At 62.9% G+C, this 18,393-nt stretch carries 18 protein-coding genes; 12 read left to right on the top strand and 6 right to left on the bottom strand.

Annotated elements, in window-relative coordinates; genetic code table 11:
• Positions 1 to 310: 310 nt before the first annotated feature.
• Positions 311 to 3,325: an Rne/Rng family ribonuclease gene (locus NKH49_RS15535; RefSeq protein WP_352926543.1), complete on the top strand. Its 3,015-nt coding sequence runs from the start codon at positions 311 to 313 to the stop codon at positions 3,323 to 3,325.
• Positions 3,326 to 3,443: 118 nt separating this feature from the next.
• On the opposite strand, the gene NKH49_RS15530 is transcribed toward NKH49_RS15535, so the two are convergent.
• Together NKH49_RS15530 and NKH49_RS15525 are read right to left on the bottom strand one after the other, a co-directional pair.
• Positions 3,444 to 4,391 carry a glutaminase gene (locus tag NKH49_RS15530; RefSeq protein ID WP_352501649.1) on the bottom strand — a complete coding sequence of 316 codons (948 nt, stop codon included), beginning with the start codon at positions 4,389 to 4,391 and terminating at the stop codon, positions 3,444 to 3,446.
• A gap of 11 nt (positions 4,392 to 4,402) precedes the next feature.
• Positions 4,403 to 5,551 (bottom strand): pyridoxal phosphate-dependent aminotransferase, encoded by a 1,149-nt coding sequence (locus NKH49_RS15525; RefSeq protein ID WP_352926540.1) that lies wholly within the window; start codon positions 5,549 to 5,551, stop codon positions 4,403 to 4,405.
• A gap of 145 nt (positions 5,552 to 5,696) precedes the next feature.
• On the opposite strand from NKH49_RS15525, the gene NKH49_RS15520 reads away from it, so the two are divergent.
• The 6 genes from NKH49_RS15520 (at position 5,697) to aat (ending at position 11,043) form a co-directional block, all read left to right on the top strand.
• A complete protein-coding gene (locus NKH49_RS15520) occupies positions 5,697 to 7,091 on the top strand; it encodes a M48 family metalloprotease (RefSeq protein WP_352684843.1) in 1,395 nt (464 codons plus the stop codon).
• Between the two features lie 70 nt (positions 7,092 to 7,161).
• A complete protein-coding gene (locus NKH49_RS15515) occupies positions 7,162 to 7,965 on the top strand; it encodes a DsbA family protein (protein ID WP_352926537.1) in 804 nt (267 codons plus the stop codon).
• A gap of 163 nt (positions 7,966 to 8,128) precedes the next feature.
• Positions 8,129 to 8,563: a type II 3-dehydroquinate dehydratase gene (gene aroQ, locus NKH49_RS15510; RefSeq protein WP_023717478.1), complete on the top strand. Its 435-nt coding sequence runs from the start codon at positions 8,129 to 8,131 to the stop codon at positions 8,561 to 8,563.
• A 26-nt stretch (positions 8,564 to 8,589) separates the two neighbouring features.
• Complete coding sequence (gene accB / locus NKH49_RS15505) at positions 8,590 to 9,048, top strand: acetyl-CoA carboxylase biotin carboxyl carrier protein (RefSeq protein ID WP_352926534.1); 459 nt, start codon at positions 8,590 to 8,592, stop codon at positions 9,046 to 9,048.
• A gap of 19 nt (positions 9,049 to 9,067) precedes the next feature.
• Positions 9,068 to 10,411, top strand: a complete 1,344-nt coding sequence (gene accC / locus NKH49_RS15500; protein WP_023674822.1) for an acetyl-CoA carboxylase biotin carboxylase subunit — start codon at positions 9,068 to 9,070, stop codon at positions 10,409 to 10,411.
• Positions 10,412 to 10,425: 14 nt separating this feature from the next.
• Positions 10,426 to 11,043 (top strand): leucyl/phenylalanyl-tRNA--protein transferase, encoded by a 618-nt coding sequence (gene aat, locus NKH49_RS15495; RefSeq protein WP_023674821.1) that lies wholly within the window; start codon positions 10,426 to 10,428, stop codon positions 11,041 to 11,043.
• Between the two features lie 79 nt (positions 11,044 to 11,122).
• Here aat and NKH49_RS15490 read toward each other — a convergent pair whose 3' ends face one another.
• From NKH49_RS15490 to NKH49_RS15480, 3 genes are all read right to left on the bottom strand, one after another.
• Complete coding sequence (locus NKH49_RS15490; protein ID WP_023674820.1) at positions 11,123 to 11,491, bottom strand: hypothetical protein; 369 nt, start codon at positions 11,489 to 11,491, stop codon at positions 11,123 to 11,125.
• An 88-nt stretch (positions 11,492 to 11,579) separates the two neighbouring features.
• The gene (locus NKH49_RS15485) at positions 11,580 to 12,062 is read right to left on the bottom strand and encodes a DUF2155 domain-containing protein (protein ID WP_023674819.1); all 483 of its coding nucleotides are present in this window, start codon (positions 12,060 to 12,062) and stop codon (positions 11,580 to 11,582) included.
• A 157-nt stretch (positions 12,063 to 12,219) separates the two neighbouring features.
• A complete protein-coding gene (locus NKH49_RS15480) occupies positions 12,220 to 12,618 on the bottom strand; it encodes an NADH:ubiquinone oxidoreductase subunit NDUFA12 (RefSeq protein ID WP_352926531.1) in 399 nt (132 codons plus the stop codon).
• A 255-nt stretch (positions 12,619 to 12,873) separates the two neighbouring features.
• On the opposite strand from NKH49_RS15480, the gene NKH49_RS15475 reads away from it, so the two are divergent.
• From NKH49_RS15475 to NKH49_RS15455, 5 genes are all read left to right on the top strand, one after another.
• Entirely contained in the window at positions 12,874 to 14,034 is a 1,161-nt protein-coding gene (locus tag NKH49_RS15475; RefSeq protein WP_352926528.1) for a helix-turn-helix transcriptional regulator, read from the top strand.
• Positions 14,035 to 14,241: 207 nt separating this feature from the next.
• Positions 14,242 to 15,642 (top strand): ArnT family glycosyltransferase, encoded by a 1,401-nt coding sequence (locus NKH49_RS15470; protein WP_352835973.1) that lies wholly within the window; start codon positions 14,242 to 14,244, stop codon positions 15,640 to 15,642.
• Between the two features lie 94 nt (positions 15,643 to 15,736).
• The gene (locus NKH49_RS15465) at positions 15,737 to 16,036 is read left to right on the top strand and encodes a hypothetical protein (protein ID WP_352472757.1); all 300 of its coding nucleotides are present in this window, start codon (positions 15,737 to 15,739) and stop codon (positions 16,034 to 16,036) included.
• A gap of 150 nt (positions 16,037 to 16,186) precedes the next feature.
• Positions 16,187 to 17,395 (top strand): hypothetical protein, encoded by a 1,209-nt coding sequence (locus tag NKH49_RS15460; protein ID WP_352926525.1) that lies wholly within the window; start codon positions 16,187 to 16,189, stop codon positions 17,393 to 17,395.
• Positions 17,396 to 17,546: 151 nt separating this feature from the next.
• Positions 17,547 to 17,888 (top strand): hypothetical protein, encoded by a 342-nt coding sequence (locus tag NKH49_RS15455; protein WP_352501642.1) that lies wholly within the window; start codon positions 17,547 to 17,549, stop codon positions 17,886 to 17,888.
• 16 nt (positions 17,889 to 17,904) lie between these two features.
• Here NKH49_RS15455 and NKH49_RS15450 read toward each other — a convergent pair whose 3' ends face one another.
• Positions 17,905 to 18,393, bottom strand: a complete 489-nt coding sequence (locus tag NKH49_RS15450) for a GNAT family N-acetyltransferase (RefSeq protein ID WP_352926522.1) — start codon at positions 18,391 to 18,393, stop codon at positions 17,905 to 17,907.

Genomic DNA, 18,393 nt, shown 5'->3' with positions numbered 1-18,393 from the left:
CCGTGGCGGGGGACTCGCCTGCGTGAGCAAAACGGCCGGGATTGTCCCGTGCCGGCTCTGTATGAGCAAACAAGCTGGTCCGGTTTTTTCCGGGCTTTGGTTCAAAAGGTTCTGCTGGTGACGATGGCTTCAAGCGCAATCATGGAAAGGTCCGCAACAAACCGCGCCACTACGGCTGCGGGCGGCACCGCCATGGCGCTCAGGCAGCGGCCGGCGGACGTTCAATTGTCCGGCACCCATGTTCCAGGTCCACGGCAGCGGGCATTGCCTCGCAAGCTGCGGCCGACGGCTGCCGGGAGGAAACGAAATAATGCCCAACAAAATGCTGATAGACGCCTCCCACCCGGAGGAAACACGCGTTGTCGTCGTTCGCGGTAACCGTATTGAAGAATTCGACTTTGAATCCCAGGACAAGAAGCAGCTCAAAGGAAACATCTATCTCGCCCGCGTAACGCGCGTCGAACCTTCTCTTCAGGCAGCCTTTGTCGAATATGGCGGCAACCGTCACGGTTTCCTCGCCTTCAGTGAAATACACCCCGACTACTACCAGATTCCGGTCGCCGACCGTCAGGCGCTGCTGCGTGCGGAAGCACAGGAAGCCCAGGACGAAGAGGACGAGGAAGCCGCCGAAGGCGAGGACCGCCAGAGCCGCGACCGTGGCAAGCGCGGACGCCGGCGCGGCGGCAAGAGCCGCGACCGCGGCGAGCACAGGCGCGAGGCAGGCGCGGCCGACGGCGAGAATGGCGAGAACGGCGAAGATGCCGTCGCAGAAAAGCTGGATGCCGTTGACGACAACACCATGTCCGACATTGCCGGACAGAGCGAGGGTGCCGCCGGGCAGAGCGATGAAGCCGCCGATCGCGGTGAGACCGAGCCGTCCGAAGGCGGTTCCAGTTCCATCGCTGCCAGCGTCGATGCCGACGTAATCTCGGAAGCCGTCCCGCAAGTCGAGGTAAGCGGGCCCGAGACAAGCGGGACCGAGACAAGCGGCGAAGCAACCTCCGAAGACAATGATCGCGGCATGCTGGAAGAGGTGCAATCCTCGCATCCGGACGATCACGAGGTCGAATCGGTCGGCGCCGAGGACGCGCTGGAAGAAGTGCGCAACCGCCGCAAGCCGGTCCGTCGCCAGTACAAGATCCAGGAGGTGATCAAGCGCCGGCAGATCCTGCTGGTGCAGGTCGTCAAGGAAGAGCGCGGCAACAAGGGTGCAGCGCTGACCACCTACCTGTCGTTGGCCGGCCGCTATTCGGTGCTGATGCCGAACACGGCCCGCGGCGGCGGTATTTCGCGCAAGATCACCAATGCGCAGGACCGCAAGCGGCTGAAGGAAGTGGTCGCCGATCTCGAAGTGCCGCAAGGCATGGGTGTCATCCTGCGTACGGCAGGCGAAAGCCGCACCAAGGCAGAGATCAAGCGCGACTACGAATATTTGATGCGGCTTTGGGAAAACGTCCGCAATCTGACGCTGCAATCCACGGCCCCTGCCCTGGTTTACGAGGAAGGCAGCCTGATCAAGCGCTCGGTGCGCGACCTTTACAACAAGGATATCGACGAGATCCTGGTTTCCGGCGAAGAAGGCTACCGCGAGGCCAAGGACTTCATGCGCATGCTGATGCCGAGCCACGCCAAGGTGGTTCAGCCGTTCCGCGACACGACGCCGATCTTTGTGCGCAACGGCATCGAAGCGCAACTCGACCGCATGCTGCAGCCGCAGGTGACGCTGAAGAGCGGCGGCTACATCATCATCAACCAGACGGAAGCGCTGGTCGCCATCGACGTCAATTCGGGCCGTTCCACCAAGGAGCACTCGATCGAGGACACCGCACTTCACACCAATCTGGAAGCCGCCGAGGAAGTCGCCCGGCAATTGAGGCTGCGCGATCTCGCCGGCCTCATCGTCATCGACTTCATCGATATGGAAGAGAACCGCAACAACCGCTCCGTCGAGAAGCGGCTGAAGGATCACCTCAAGAACGATCGTGCCCGCATCCAGGTCGGCCGCATCTCGCATTTCGGCCTGATGGAGATGTCGCGCCAGCGCATCCGCGCCAGCGTGCTGGAATCGACGATGAAGCCTTGCCCGCATTGCGGCGGCACCGGCCATGTGCGCTCCGATTCGTCGGTCGCGCTGATGGTGGTGCGGGCAATCGAGGAATTCCTGCTCAAGGATTCGCGCAGCCACATCACGGTGCGGACGCCGGCGGCGACCGCGCTCTATGTGCTCAATCACAAGCGCGGCACGCTGGTGGAATTCGAGCATCGCTTCGGCGTGACCATCACCATCGAAGCCGATGACGCGGTCGGTGCACAACACTATGCCATCTTCCGCGGCGCGCTGGCCGAAAAGCCGGAAGGCTTTGTCGAGGCGCGCACGTTCCCGGCCTATGTCGAGCCGGAAGAACCCGAGGACGAGATCGTCATCGAAGAGGAAGACGAGGCACCGGTGCAGGCCGAGCAGCCACGCCCTGCCCAGCAGCCGCAGCAGCCAAGGTCCGGCGAGGACGGCGAAGGCCGCGATCGCAAGCGCCGCAAGCGCCGCAGACGGCGCGGCGGCAAGGATCGTGAACATGGGGATCGTGAACACGGGGATCGTGAGCACGGGGAACGCGAACATGGCGATCGCGAGCATGGCGCTGCTGTGGAAGGTGCTTCCGTTTCGGCGCCGATAGACGATGCCTTCGTCGCCGCCGGCGATCAAGGTGCCGAAGCGGAACGTGAAGCGCCGGCCGGTGTTGCCGAAACGGCGGAAGCGGCGGACGACGGTCACGGCAAGAAGCGCCGGCGCGGCAAGCGCGGCGGCAAGCGCAATCGCCGCGAAGAGGGCGAAGGCGAGATCGAAGCCAGCGCCGGCGAGCCGGCCGCCATGACGGAAGGTGCGGTGTCGGAAGCACAGCCCGTGACCGGCGAGCCGGAAGGTGCGCCGCCGGCCGAAGAGCTTGCGGTGCGTGCTCCGGCGAACGACGACACGCCGAGCGCCGAAAAGCCGAAGAAGCCGCGCCGCGCCGCCAAGCCGAAGAAGGTTGCGGCGGAAGCAGTTGCCGAGATTGCGGGCGCCGAGACATCGGCTGCCGAGGCCGCCTCCGTGGCTTCCGGCGAGACCCCCGCACCGGTGTCGCAGGAGACCGAAGTGGCGGCTGCCGAGGAAGCGCCGAAGGTCCGGCCGTCGCGGCGCAAGCCGGTACCGGTGGATGCTCCGGTCGTGCCGGTCGTCTCCTCGATCGTCCCGGACGAGGCAAAGGCCGACGAGGCAAAGACCGAGGAAGCAAAGGCCGAGGACAAGCCGAAGCGTGCCGGCTGGTGGCAACGGAAGGGCTTTTTCTAAGCCTTTCCGCGCATTAGCCAGACTTTCTGATTAAAAAATCCCGCGTCGCCGATCGGCTGCGCGGGATTTTTTTTGCCCCAATTCAGGCGACAACACTATGGTGACTATACTATGGTGACTATGGCGCGAAGATCGACCAGTTCATCGTCTTCGCCAGTTTTTCCAGCGCGATCGAACCCAGCCTGGAATTGCCGTTGGCGTTGAGGCCTGGCGACCATACGGCAAGCGAGGCAACCCCCGGCACGATCCCCAATATGCCGCCGCCAACGCCGCTCTTGCCGGGAATGCCGACGCGGAAAGCGAAGTCGCCGGAGCCGTCATAGTGGCCGCAGGTCAGCATCATCGCTCCGATGCGGCGGGCGCGCTCGGCCGACACGACGGAATGCCCGGTCGCCGGGTTCTTGCCGCCATTGGCGAGGAAGCGGCCGGCCAGGGCCAGTTGCCGGCAGCTCATGGCGATAGCGCAATGGTGGAAATAGACGCCCAGCGCCAGTTCCGGCGCATGGTGAAGATTGCCGAACGATTTCATGTAATTGGCAAGCGCGAAATTGCGAAAGCCGGTGGCGCGTTCGGACGCCGCGACCTCGCGGTCGATGACGATGGTGTCGTCATCGGCCAGGAACTGGATGAAGCGCAGGATCTCGCCGATCGCCTCGCGCGGCTGATGGCCGGCAAGCAGGATGTCGGAGACGACGATGGCGCCGGCATTGATGAATGGATTGCGCGGAATGCCGTTCTCGTGCTCGAGCTGGACGATCGAGTTGAACGGATTGCCCGAAGGTTCGCGCCCAACCCGCTGCCACAGCGCGTCGCCGACATTGCCGAGCGCCAGCGTCAGCGTGAACACCTTTGAGATGCTCTGGATCGAAAACGCCTCGTCGGCGTCGCCCGCGGTCAGCATGCGGCCGTCATTGGTCACCGCGGCAATGCCGAATTTTTTCGGATCGATCTTGCCGAGCTGGGGGATATAGCTGGCGACGTCGCCGCGATCGGTACGCTCCGCCATTTCGGCAGCGACCTCGCGCAACGCCTGTTCAAGCTGGGGCGCCTGTTCAAGCTCCGGCATCGTCGCCCCCGCTACTTCAGCCAGCGTTCGATACGCGCCATCGCCTCGACCATGTCGTCGTGGCTGCCGGCATAGGAAAAGCGCATCGTGCGATGGCCTTGCAGCGGGTCGAAATCGCGGCCCGGCGTCGCCGCCACATGCGCCTCGGCAAGCATCCTGCGCGCAAACGCCATGCTGTCATTGGTGTGCCTGGTGACGTCGCAGAAGGCGTAGAACGCGCCGTCCATGGGCGCGGCCAAAGCAAAGCCGAGCTCCGGCAGGCGTTGTATCAGGAGCTCGCGGTTCCAGGCATAGCGCGCCTTCACCGCTTCCAGCTCTGGCGTCGCCTTGAATGCCTCGATCGCGGCAATCTGGGACAGTTCGGGCGGCGAGATGTAGAGGCTCTGGGCGATGCGCTCGACTGGCCGCACCAGTTCCTGCGGCAGCACCATCCAGCCGATGCGCCAGCCGGTCATGCAATAATATTTCGAGAAGGAATTGATCACCGTCACATCCGCGCCGAAAGCAAGCGCCGTCGTGTCGGGCGCCGCATAGGCCAGCCGGTGATAGATTTCGTCCGAGATGACGGCGATGCCGAGCTCTTGCGCCGTTTTGACCAGCGCCTCGAGATCGCCGGCGGGAATGACCGCGCCGGTCGGGTTGGCCGGGCTGGCGAACAGCACGCCCTTCAGCGGTTTTTCGCGATGCGCGGCTTGCAGGTGCTCGGCATGCAGATAGGCGGCGCCGTCCAACTCGATCTCGACGATGTCGATGCCGAGCGCGGCCATGATGTTGCGATAGGCAGGATAGCCGGGCGCAGCGATGGCGACGCGGTCGCCTGGATCGAACATTGCCAGGAAAGCGAGGTTGAAGGCAGCCGACGATCCGGTGGTGACGGCTATCCGCTCGGGCGAAACGTCAAGCCCGTAGTGCTCGCCATAATGCGTCGCGATCGCCTTGCGTAGACCGGCGAGGCCCAGCGCGTCGGTATAGCCGATGCGGCCTGCTTTCAAGGCATTGGCCGCCGCTTCGCGAACCCCGGCCGGCGCCGGATCGGAAGGTTGGCCGACGGCCATAGAAACGACCGGCAGGCCCTTGGCTTTCAGCCGATTCGCCTCGGCCAGGATGTCCATGGCATGGAACGGTTCGACCGCGCCGCGGCGCGAAAGCGAAACAACCATTTTTCAATCCACCACACTTGTCCACACGTGCCGGCCATGCTGGCCGCGCCGCACAAATGCCCGATTGGTGTGGGGATCACAAGTTCGGTAAGTTTAGGCTGCCGACTTTTCATCCTTCGCCCACTCGTCTACCAGTGGACCTGCCATGTTGAGCCGACCCAAATCGACGATCGCCAGGACAGCGCGCGCCCTCGCGACGCTGTCGCTTGCTGCGGTGGTCGCCATGGCCGGCTCGGTCAATGCCTTTGCGCAGAATGTGCCGGTTGTGCGCGATGCCGAGATCGAGGCGCTGGTGCGCGATTACGCGCGGCCGATCTTCAAGGCGGCGGGCTTGTCGGGCGACGCCATCAACATCGTGCTGGTCAACGACCAGAGCTTCAACGCCTTTGTTGCCGGCCGCCGGCTGTTCATCAACACCGGCGCGCTGATGACGGCCGAAACGCCCAACGAGATCATTGGCGTCATTGCCCACGAGGCCGGCCATATCGCCGGCGGACACCAGCAGAAATTGCGAGAACAGCTCGAGCGCGCCAAGACGATGGCGATCCTGGCGACGCTGCTTGGCGCCGGCGCCATGGTGGCCGGCGCCACCAGCAACAGCCGCGGTCTCGCCGGCGCCGGCATGGGCGTGGTGGCCGGCGGCGGCGAGATGGCGCAACGCAGCATCCTCGCTTATCAGCGCACCGAAGAGATGACCGCCGACCGTTCGGCGATCACCTATCTCAATGCAACCGGCCAGTCCGGCATGGGCATGCTGAAGACGTTTGGCCGCTTCCAGAACGCATTGTCGCTCTCGGGCGCGCAAGTCGATCCCTACAGGATCAGCCATCCGATGCCGCAGGAGCGTATCGCCAATCTCGAAGTGCTGGTGAAGCAGAGCCCTTACGTCGACAAGGTCGACCCGCCGGCACTGCAGCAGCGCCATGACATGATGCGCATCAAGATCGCCGCCTACATGCAGGGCCAGGCGGCGGCGTCGCGATTGATGCGAAAGAACCCCGGCAGCCTCGCCTCACGCTATGGCGACGCGCAGATGACCTATCTGTTCGGCAATCTGGCGTCGGCGCTCGCCAAGACCAACGCGTTGATCAAGGAACAGCCGAAAAATCCCTATTTCCAGGAATTGCGCGGCGACATCCTGATGAAGGCGAACCGGCCGAAGGATGCGGCGGACGCCTATGCCAAGTCGGTCAGCCTCGATCCGGCGCGATCGGGGCTGCTGCCGGTCTCTTACGGCCAGGCGCTGATGGCGATCGGCACGCAGGATTCGCTGAAGAAGGCGGTGGCGCAGATCAACACCGGCCTCGGACGGGATCGCGAAAACGCCGCCGGATACCGCTATCTGGCACAGGCTTACGGGGAACTCGGCAACATCCCGGCCGCCGAGCTTGCAACCGCCGAAGGGCATTTCTATTCCGGCGACTACAAGAATGCGAAAATCTTCGCCATGCGGGCGCAGCAGAGCATGAAGCGGGGCGAGCCGGGCTGGCTTCGCGCGCAGGACATTATAAACTACGCACCATCAGGTAAGAAGAAGTGAACCTTTCGGACGCAGGCTGCGACACAGCCAAACCGGGCGGACCCGAACACAGGCAAGAGGATCGAGGATCATGACAAAGGCAATTCTGCTGGGCATTACCGGAGTGGCAGCGGCTCTCGCGATGCTGGCGTTCGGCTTCGTCGCCGGCAATCCGCAGACGGCGAAGGCCGGCACGGCACAGCTTGCCCAGACGACGTCCTCAGGTACCAAGCTCGACCGTGCCGAAGTCGAAGGCATCGTCCGCGACTATCTGCTGAAGAACCCGGAAGTGCTTCTGGAAGCCCAGCAGGCACTCGAGGCCAAGCAGAAGGAAGAACAGCGCGTCGCCAGTCTCGGCGTCATCAAAGACGCCAAGGACCAGATCTTCAATTCCTCATTCGACGGTGTTGTCGGCAATCCGAACGGCAAGGTCACGATCGTCGAATTCTATGATTATAATTGCGGCTACTGCAAACGCGCCATCGACGACATGCGCGCGCTGACCAAGGCCGATCCGGACCTGCGCTTCGTACTCAAGGAGTTCCCGATCCTCGGCCCGGATTCGCAGAAGGCGAGCGTCGTCTCGATGGCCTTCCATTTGATGAAGCCGGAGAAATACGGCGAATTCCATAATGCGCTACTCGGCGGCCAGGGGCGCGCCACCGAGGCGGCGGCAATCAAGGTGGCGCTGTCGCTCGGCGCCGACGAGGCGGCGCTGCGCGAAAAGATGAAGGACCCGAGCATCACCGAGGCCTTCTCCAAGACCTATGATCTCGCCACCAAGCTCGCCATCACCGGAACGCCGTCCTATGTCGTCGGCAACGAGGTGGTGTTCGGCGCGCTTGGCCAGGAAGTGCTGGCCGAAAAGATCGAGGCGGCGAAGGCCGCGCTCTGATCAGCATTCGGGTTTCGATTAGGCTGCGGGTTTCCGGCACGGGCCGTTTTCCGGCTGTTGTGGACGGCGAAAGAACGCACTTGCGCTCTTTTCGCCAGCGTCTATGCCCATTATAGAGGGTCCGGCGCGCCGGCTTAGCCGCGCCGGGAAAGGTCGGCATTTTTTGAAAACGGTTTTCGTCCTGAACGGCCCCAATCTCAACGCGCTCGGCAAGCGCGAGCCGGGCATCTATGGCGGCAAGACGCTTGCCGCGATCGCCGACGACTGCAAGCAGGCAGGTGCCGCACTTGGGCTGGAGATCGATTTCCGCCAGTCGAACCATGAGGGCGACCTCGTCGACTGGATCCACGAGGCCGCCGACAAGGCCGCCGCAATCGTCATCAATCCGGGCGCCTACGGCCATACCTCGATCGCCATTCACGATGCCATCCGCGCCGTCGCGCCGCTGCCGGTGGCTGAGGTGCATCTCTCCAACATCCACGCGCGGGAACCATTCCGCCACGTCTCCATGGTCGCGCCGGTCGCCGTCGGCATGATCTGCGGGTTCGGGCCGCTCGGCTACACGCTGGCGCTGCAGGCGCTGGCTGCACGCCTATGACCGGCCAACAAACAGAAGGCTCGAAAATGTCGATAAAGAAGAACGGTGTTGACCAGCAGCTGATCCGCGATCTGGCGGGCATACTGAACGACACCAACCTGACCGAGATCGAGGTCGAGCTGGGCGATCTGAAGGTGCGCGTCTCGCGGCAGGCGCCGGCCGTCCATGCGGTCGCCGCAACTCAGCCGGCCTATGCCCCGGCAGCCGCGCAGCCCGCGGCAGCGGCCGCCCCGGCGACGCCCGAAGTGTCGAAGAACGCCGTCGCCTCGCCAATGGTCGGCACCGCCTATCTGGCACCGTCGCCGGACGCCAGGCCGTTCATCGAAATCGGCCAGAAGGTCAAGGAAGGCCAGACGCTGCTGATCATCGAAGCAATGAAGACGATGAACCAGATCCCCTCGCCGCGCGCCGGCACGGTGACGGCGATCCTGTTCGAAGATGCGCAGCCGGTCGAATATGGCATGCCGCTCGTCGTGATCGAGTAGAGCCGGGAACAGGCGAAAGATGTTCCAGAAAATCCTCATCGCCAATCGCGGCGAAATCGCCCTCAGGGTGCTGCGCGCCTGCAAGGAGCTCGGCATCCAGACGGTGGTGGTGCATTCGACCGCCGACGCCGACGCCATGCATGTGCGTCTCGCCGACGAGAGCGTCTGCATCGGCCCGCCGCCGTCGCGCGACAGCTATCTCAACATCCACCAGATCGTCGCCGCCTGCGAGATCACCGGCGCCGACGCGGTGCATCCCGGCTACGGTTTTCTGTCGGAGAACGCCAAGTTCGCCGACATCCTCGCCGCGCACAACATCACCTTCATCGGCCCGACCGGCGACCATATCCGCATCATGGGTGACAAGATCGAGGCCAAGCGTACCGCAAAACGCCTCGGCATTCCCGTGGTGCCCGGCTCCGACGGCGCGGTCACCGAGGACAAGGAAGCCAAGCGCATTGCCGCCGCGATCGGCTACCCCGTGATCATCAAGGCATCGGCCGGCGGCGGCGGGCGCGGCATGAAAGTGGCGCGTAGCGAGGCCGATCTCGAGGTGGCGCTGCAGACGGCACGCTCGGAGGCGGGTGCGGCCTTCGGCGACGACGCAGTCTACATCGAGAAATATCTGCAGAAGCCGCGCCATATCGAAGTGCAGGTGTTCGGCGACGGCGCCGGGCGCGGCGTGCATTTCGGCGAGCGCGACTGCTCGCTGCAGCGCCGCCACCAGAAGGTCTGGGAAGAAGCGCCCTCGCCGGCGCTCAATGCCGAGGAGCGCGCGCATATTGGCGGCGTCTGCGCCAGGGCGATCGCCGATCTCGGCTATTCCGGCGCCGGCACCATCGAATTCCTCTATGAGGACGGCGAGTTCTATTTCATCGAGATGAACACGCGCCTGCAGGTCGAACATCCGGTGACCGAGGCGATCACCGGCATCGACCTCGTGCACGAGCAGATCCGCGTCGCCTCGGGCGGCGGGCTTTCGGTGCGCCAGGAGGATATCCGCTTCCACGGCCATGCCATAGAATGCCGCATCAATGCCGAGGATCCGCGCACCTTCACCCCCTCGCCGGGCACCATCACCCATTTCCACACGCCGGGCGGGCTCGGCATCCGCGTCGATTCCGGCGTCTATTCGGGCTACAAGATCCCGCCCTACTACGACAGCCTGATCGGCAAGCTGATCGTGCATGGCCGCAACCGCGTCGAATGCATGATGCGGCTGCGGCGCGCGCTCGACGAATTCGTCGTCGACGGCATCAAGACGACGCTGCCACTGTTTCGCGACCTCGTTGGCAACGCCGACATCGCCAATGGCGACTACGACATCCATTGGCTGGAAAAATACCTGGCCGAAGGCGAGTGATACAGGGCGAAGCGATGACCCGTCCCTACGCACCCGGTTATCGCATCCCGACCGACCTTTTGCTCAAAGCCTATGCCTCCGGCGTCTTCCCGATGGCCGAAAGCGCCAATGACCCCGAAGTATTCTGGGTGCGGCCGGAGACGCGCGGCATCATTCCGCTCGACGGGTTCCACATACCGAAAAGCCTGAGAAAGACGATCCGCAAGAACCTGTTCGAGTTCCGCATCGATTTCGACTTTGAGGCGACGATCGAGGCCTGCGCTGAAAGGCGCGAGGAACGTCGCTCGACCTGGATCAACGCGCCGATCCGCGAAGCCTATATCGAGCTGCATCGGATGGGCCATTGCCATTCGGTCGAGGCCTGGCACAACGACCGATTGGTCGGGGGGCTCTACGGCGTATCGCTCGGCCGCGTGTTCTTCGGCGAGAGCATGTTCGCCAGGGAGACCGACGCGTCAAAGGCCTGCCTGGTTCACCTCGTCGAACGCCTGAAGGCGCGTGGCTTTGCACTGCTCGATACGCAGTTCACCACCGAGCATCTCAAACGCTTCGGTGCAATCGACGTGCCGCGCGGCAAGTACGAGAAGATGCTGGCCGAGGCGCTGAAGGGCGAGGCCGTGTTTTTTCCATAACCTGGAATGGTTCATCGTTTCACATAAACGCAATTCCGGAAAGCCGTTCACACTTTCCTGGACTTGCTCTTGCGGCCGGTCAGCCTTTTGCTGCCGTCACCAGCGGCGTCTGTGCGTGGAACATCATCTTCCAGCCATTGACGCGGTGGACATAGCCGGTGCTGACCAGCGCCGCATAGGCTTCGCCATCTTGCCGCGTCGCACGCGCCTCGTAGGTCAGCATGACGATGTCGCTGCCCGGCTCGATGATGCCCTTGAGGTCGATGTCGAGATCGCGCCAGCGGTTCGGGTCCGTGACAGTTGCGGCCAGATCGGTATTGCTCATCACCCGCGCCATCTGCGGGAAGGCCACCAGGCAGTCGGTATCGGCATTGGCCTTGAAATAGTCGGCACCGCCGCTCCAGAATCCCCTTTCGATGTCGAGAAGTTCGTTCTTGTTGGCCATCATCATGGCAACCTCCTCCGTAGAGAGGCACCAACGCTCGGGCAACGCGGCGGTTCCGCAGGGCGCGGTATCCGCCGCGCACTGACAGGTTCTAGTTGGTTTTGGGGGCGGCGGGTGCCGGCACATCGGACTTCTGCTTGCAGCCCTTCAGCCAGATATCATAGACGGCATGCTCGACGGCGTTGATCCCGGGGCTTTCGGCAAACATCCAGCCGGTGAAGATACGGCGTATTTTCCGGTCGAGCGTGATCTCGTCGACCTCGACGAACGAATCCGTCTTCGGCTCTTCGTTTTCGGGCCGCGAATAGCAGATGCGCGGCGTCACCTGCAAAGCGCCGAACTGAACTGTCTCGTCGATATAAACATCGAAGGTGATGATACGGCCGGTGATCTTGTCGATGCCGGCGAATTCAGCGACTGGATTGGTGATGCGCTCGGATACTGCCGGTGCTGCAGGCGCCACCGACGCGTCCGGCGCAGGCGGCGCCAATTCCTGCGCAGTAGCAAGCGCCACCATAGAAGCGAGAACGACCGCGGTTAATCCGCCCGTCAAAATTCGGCTGAACATGCTCATGCAAGGTCCGGTGGTTTGCGCCCGGGGTGATTCTCTTAACGCCAAGGCTAGTTGCTGCTGTCGGATCAGCAAACAGCTAAACAGCAATTGTGGCGACAAAGGACCGCCCCCGTGGGGACCGCGCCCTTGGGGACCGCGCGCGTGTCGCGGCGATCGATCACGAACCAGGCGTCCAGGCGTCGTAGTCGCCCGTCACCTGCGGACGATGCTGGTTGGTCAGCACCGAGCCTTTCGGGCGATAGGCCGCGGGGCTGCCGGTGAGGTTCGGCACATGCGGCTTTTGCCAGTCGCGTGGCTTGTAGTCTTCGCTTGGCGGCGCAACGTCGACACGATGATGGATCCAGCCATGCCAGCCGGGCGGAATCGCCGAGGCTTCCGAATAGTCGCGGTAGATAACCCAGCGACGGGTGCGGCCTTCCGAATCGACGCCGCCCTCATAGTAGACGTTGCCGACCTCGTCCTGCCCGACCTTCTTGCCTTGCCGCCAGGTGTGGAAGCGCGTTCCCAATGTCTGGCTGTTCCACCAGGTGAAAAACTGCAGAAGGAAAGTCTTCATCCAAATCCTCGTGGCAAGTCCTTGAAGCAAGTCCTCGCGGCGGCTGCGGCGCCTGTTCCTGCTTATGGCGTCACGGCATTGCGAAGGCAAGGGTCTTGCCGCAACAGGCGAGCAAATGGCTGACGGGAAAGCGATACGTTCACGCTATTTTCGCGGCCGTCCGAAGCAGATGAAATAGGTTGTTGGCAACCTTACGCAGCGTTATTCTAGCAGTTGAAGCTTCGTTGCCTCAAGGACGGCAAATGAGAGGGGCTCATGTCATCGCTGGCGGGCACGGCCGGTCGCGCATTGCCGCAGGTCGTTGAGGCGATCTACGATTCGATTGCCGACGTCGACCGCTGGCAGGCGACACTCGAGGCCATCTGCAATCTGGCGGAAGGCCAGCTTGCCATGCTCGCCGTCATCGACACGATCAGCAGCTCCGCGCGATTTTCGGTGTCCTGCGGCGATCCCGCAGTTCTTGAGCCGTTGAAGCATGACTACGGCTCGCAAGTGCCGTTCTATGCGGCGGTTCCCAAGATGGAGATCGACGTGCCGTTCACCGTCGATTCGATCTACGCTTTGCAAGGCCCGGATACGCGACAGAGATGGCTCGAAAGCCGCATCGTGCGCGAATGGGTGCAACCCAACCGCCTGGACGATTTCTTCTGGGTGGCGTTGATGAAGCGGCCGACCCGGATCGGCACGTTGATGGTGGTGACCGACAAGGACAGGCGCCAGATTTCCCGCGAGGATCTCGAGCTTGTCAGCCTGCTGGCACCGCATGTGCGGCGCGCGGTGACCATCGGCGACCTGTTCGAAGCCGAGCGGCGCAAGGCCGAAATCTTCCGTTCCATCATCGAAAGCCTCGACCATCCGGTGCTGATCGTGGCCGAAGACATGACCATCATCTTCGCCAACCCGTCAGCCGAAGCGCTGCTCGCCGAAAACATCTCGGTCGCTTGCGTGCGCGGACAGCTTTCCTTCACCTATGCCAACGCCAACGCCGCGATCGGCCGTGCCGTCCAGCTCGGCACGCGCGACGAATTCGCGCTCGGGCCTTGTGGCATCAACATTCCCCTGGCCAGGACGGTCGTTCCGGCAGTGGCCCATGTCATGCCGCTGGCGCGGCGTGAAATCTCGGCGCGCATCTCGCAACGCGCCGCCGCAGCGATCTTCATCGCCGCGGCCGGTTCGACACCGACCCCGGCGCTGGACGCCATTGCGGCGCTGTTCGGACTGACCGCGGCAGAAAGGCGAGTCGCCGGTCACGTTGCCGCCGGCCTGACGCGAAAGGAAATCGCCGCGGCCGGCGGCGTCTCGGCCGGCACCGTCAAGTCGCAGCTGGCGACGATCTTCGACAAGACCGGTACCGGCGATCAGCGCGAGCTCGAACTGTTGATGCGCGAATTGTCACCGCCGTTGCGCTCCAGTTGATTTGCGCAGATTCCTCGAACCGGCGGTGGTCCAAATGACTCGGCAGGTAAGTTTTTCAAACCTTTGACACCATCGTCCGCAAAATCTGGGAAATGAAACCGGCATCGTTGCAATTCGGCCAAAATCATGGTGCGGTCGTTCGCGGTCCAGAAACGCGGCACTATGCTCGGCTGGAATGAAAATGGTTTCTGGCGCGGATCTCGATCTTTGACACCGACATCTACCGAGCGGCTGCTCCCCTACCTCTTTCTGCTTGGGCTGATCGTAATCGCGGTCGCTTTCCGGCCACTGCTGCCCGTCGACGAAACTCGATATCTCAGCGTCACCTGGGAAATGTATCTGAGCGGACAGATCTTCGTCCCGACGATGAATTTCGCGCCCTATCTGCAGAAGCCGCCACTGCTGTTTTGGCTGATCGACCTTGTCTGGAACATTTTCGGCGCCAGCCGGCCGGCGGCGATGCTGGTCATCTTCGCCGCCTCCTCGCTCGTCATCTGGCTGACGACGGCGTTGGCAAAGACCCTGTTTCCGGGCCGCGACGACATCGCTCGGCGCATCCCCTGGCTGGTTGCCGGAAGCAGCGTGTTCGTCATCTATTCGACGCTGATCCTGTTCGACCTGTTGCTGACGGTCTTTGTGCTCGCCGCGCTGTTGTCGTTGATTGCCTTTGCCCGCAGCGGCAACCGCTGGCAGGCCGTTCTGGCCGGGCTGTTCATCGGCATGGGCGTGCTGACGAAAGGCCCAGTGGTGCTGATCCATATCGGCGCGCCCATCCTGTTCTACCCGTTCTGGCGCGACCGGCGGGCGGGACTGACGACACCGAACTTCCTCGCTGGAGTGGGCCTGGCCCTGCTCGCCGCACTAATTCCGGTGGCGATCTGGCTGGTGCCGGCGACCATCCTGACAAAAGGCAATTTCGTTTATGATCTCGTCTGGAACCAGTCGGCGGGGCGCGTCACCGGCAATTTGCGCAATTCGCATGGCCGGCCGTTCTATTTCTATCTGCTGCTGCTGCCCGTCATGTTCATACCGTGGATCTTCATACCCGAGGTGTGGCGGTTGAAGCTGCGCACGCGGATACGCAACCTGATCGACGCGAAGTCGCCGGATCTGCGCGCCTTGCGCCTGCTGTCATTCTCGTTCGTTGCCGTGTTTCTGGTGTTCAGCGCGATATCCGGCAAGCAGCCTCATTATGTCGTGCCGATGTTGCCGTTCGTGGTCATCCTGTTCGGCTATTTCATGGCGGAGATCCCGCTCGCCAGGCTGAAGAGCTCGGCCATCGTCATGCTTGTCATTTTCGGCATTGGCCACGCGGTGGCATCGGCAACCGCGTTCAAACGCTATGATCTGACGCCGCTCGCCAACTTCATCTACGAGCGAAAGGATGCGGACTGGGCCGTGGCTTTCGACTATCAGGGCGAAGTCGGCTTCCTGGCCCGGTTGCAAAAGCCGTTCGAAAGCACCGACAAACCGGAAGAATGGCTTGGCTCGCATCCCAGCGGCTATGTCATCGACAAGGTTTCCAAGGATCCCGGCACTGCAGGGCAAATCGCGTTCCGGCTTCGCGTCGAACGCGGCTATCTCGTCGTGCTGAAGGGACAGCATTGACGATCGTCATCGGTATGCGAGTTCGTCCCCCGCGCGGGAGATGAAGGCGTTGCTGCTTCGTGGTTCCATCGCTCGATAGAACCGGGAGGTATTCATGCGCAAGCTCATCTCGACGACGCTTTTTGCCGTATCGCTCGCTGTGGCCGGCCTTGCCGCCGATCCGGCATGGAGCTTCAAATGTCAGTCCGGAACGATTGGGCAAGGCAGTTGCTCCTGCTCCGGGACCGCCGACTGCACCGATATGCGGCATTCCAAAATGTGCAAGGGCGACCTGAACTGCGGTTCGGGCAAATGCTCCTGCACGGCCGCATTGGTAGTCGACCCCGGCCCGAAAACCCCCAAGCCCAAGGTCGTCGCGCCGATGGCGACAACCAAAGGCGTCGTGAAGCAGTAGATATCCAATCCGAAAGGACGGCGGCTCGACGTCGCTGGGCCGGCCCGATGTTTCGCGGTTCGTCCCCCATGCGGGCGATGAACCGCTGTCGAAGAAATGGTGTTGTCTAGCCGGAGGGTGGTTTCCAACCGAAAGAGCGAGGATACCATGTTGAAAACCTGCACGATGCTGTTCTTCTGCCTGATGGCGGCCGCCGCGGCCGCCCAGCCGCCGCCGTCGGGGCCGCCGGTTCCCAGTGCGGCACTTGCCCCATGCAACGCCACACAATCGAACAGGCCCTGCAAAGCCGAACTCGGCGTGTTCCTGATCACCAACACCGTCCGCAACCTGGCGCAAGCCAAGGTCGACGCCACCAACGCACAGCTGGCCGCCCAGGGACGATCATCACGCGCATCGATCGAATCGCAGAAGCAATGGCGGCCGTCGCGCTTTGCGACGCAGATGCTGAACCAGCCGAACAGCTGGTTTGTCAAAGTTCCTTACATCCTGACCATCAAAGTCTCGATCCCGGTGACCTCCGACCGCCACATCGGCATTCCCATAGACGTCAACGTCTTCTGCAGCGGCTGGCAGACCGATTCCAGCCAGGTCATCATTCGCTCGCAACCCGGCCCGGCGAGCTTCGAGGGCGGCAACATCCTCGAAGACGTTTTCAACGTCGGCAACTACATCGACGCTCAGGTACGCAGCTCGTTTTCGGCACCTCTGCCGGTGACGACGCCGGTTCCAAATTCGAAATGCTCGGCAATAGACGGCTCCGACGCCGGCACGCAGGCCACCGGCGATGATCTCATCTTCTGGACGGTGCCGCGGCGCAACCTGGTGGTGACGGACGCCATAGCCAAGCCGACGGTTGAAGTGACCTTCGACAGCCTCACACGCCTGCCAGCCCGCGACTTCCACAACAATGTCGTCTATGCGGAATCCGAGGCCATAAACCTCAACGTCTATGCCAATGAGGATGGCCGTCAGAAGGCGCTGACGATGCGCGAAGGCGACTTGGCTGCGCTGAACGTTCCCGCAGTACGGCTGGACGCGCGAAAATACGATTCGCTGGTCGTCATCGGCAATGTCGACCAGCCGCCGAACGACCCCAGAGACAGCGCCTTCGCAGTAGCGGCCAAGACTGCGGGATTCGGTGCCGGTTCCAAGATCATGCAGATCCCGAAGTGGTATTCGAGGCCGCCGGACCAGTTCAATCCCAAGCCTACATGGATCAGAGTTCCCGGCTATGAGCTGCACTATACGGTACGCTATCTCAACAGTGGCGGGCTGGCCGTCGATGGTGGAACCAGTACGGTCCGGCCTCCAAAAGTCGCCGTTCCGATAGAGACGCTCATCAAGCCGAAAACGCCCTGACGCGGCCGCTCGCGGATGACGGCGGCGGTTCAGACCGCTACCGCCTTCCCCCGCGCGGCAGATGCGGCAGCACCGGCATCATGGCCTGATCTTGCCGGAACAAACGCGCCGCTGCGCCACGAGCGAGCGGCGCCATCGATGGAGACAAACGATGCAGCACCTTCCCCTCACCATGCCCGCCGTCAGGATCATTGCGGCAATCTCGCTGCTTGCCTTCCCGAACTTCCTGCCGCCGGTCACGAGCCCGGCGAACGCGCTGCCGGTCAGCCAATCCTGCCGGATCACCACCTATTACAAGACTGCGGCAAAGGCGACGGAGGTTGGCGTGCGCTCGACGTGCCAGGGCGTCAAAAAATGGGGTGTCACCTCGAAATATTACGAGGTGGAAAAAATCGAAGCCGCCACGCCCCCGCACACGTCGGGCGGCGGCGGCAGCCTGCCGTGCGAGTTTCTCGCTGCCGGCTGCTCCAACCTGCCTGAGAAACGCAACTGAGCGCCAGGCAAACGAGCTAGCCGATCGCCTTCTCCAAAACCAGCGCCGGCAATCCCGAGGCGCCGCCGCAATCGGCCGTGTTGCCGGCGGGCAAGAACCCCCTCGAGCGGTAGAAGGCGACAGCCGGAGCATTTGCTTCCTCGACCTCGACACGCAGCGTCCGGGCCTCCGGAAAGCTGGCCGCGATCTCGTCCAGCAGCGCCTGGCCGATGCCTTGCCTCTGCCAGGCCGGATGCACGTAAAGCTGGTTCAGCATGACGATCCTGGCATCCGTGGTAGCGGCGGCGAAAGCCATGCCGCCGATGTTTTTGCCGTCGTCGGCGACCAGGAACTCCGAGTTCGGCCGCGTCAGCCGTGCCTTGAGCGCGGCGATAGAATGCCATTCATCGGTGATTTCGGTGACCCGCGCCCCGCCGTAAATGGCATCATAGGTGGCATGCCATGTCTCGACCAGCAATGCGCGCACCGCCGCAAGATCGCGCTCGCCGGCGGTGCGGACGAACAT

The organism is Mesorhizobium sp. M1088 (genome assembly GCF_040318575.1).
GTDB lineage: Bacteria > Pseudomonadota > Alphaproteobacteria > Rhizobiales > Rhizobiaceae > Mesorhizobium.
This window is presented reverse-complemented; position numbering and strand designations above follow the sequence as displayed.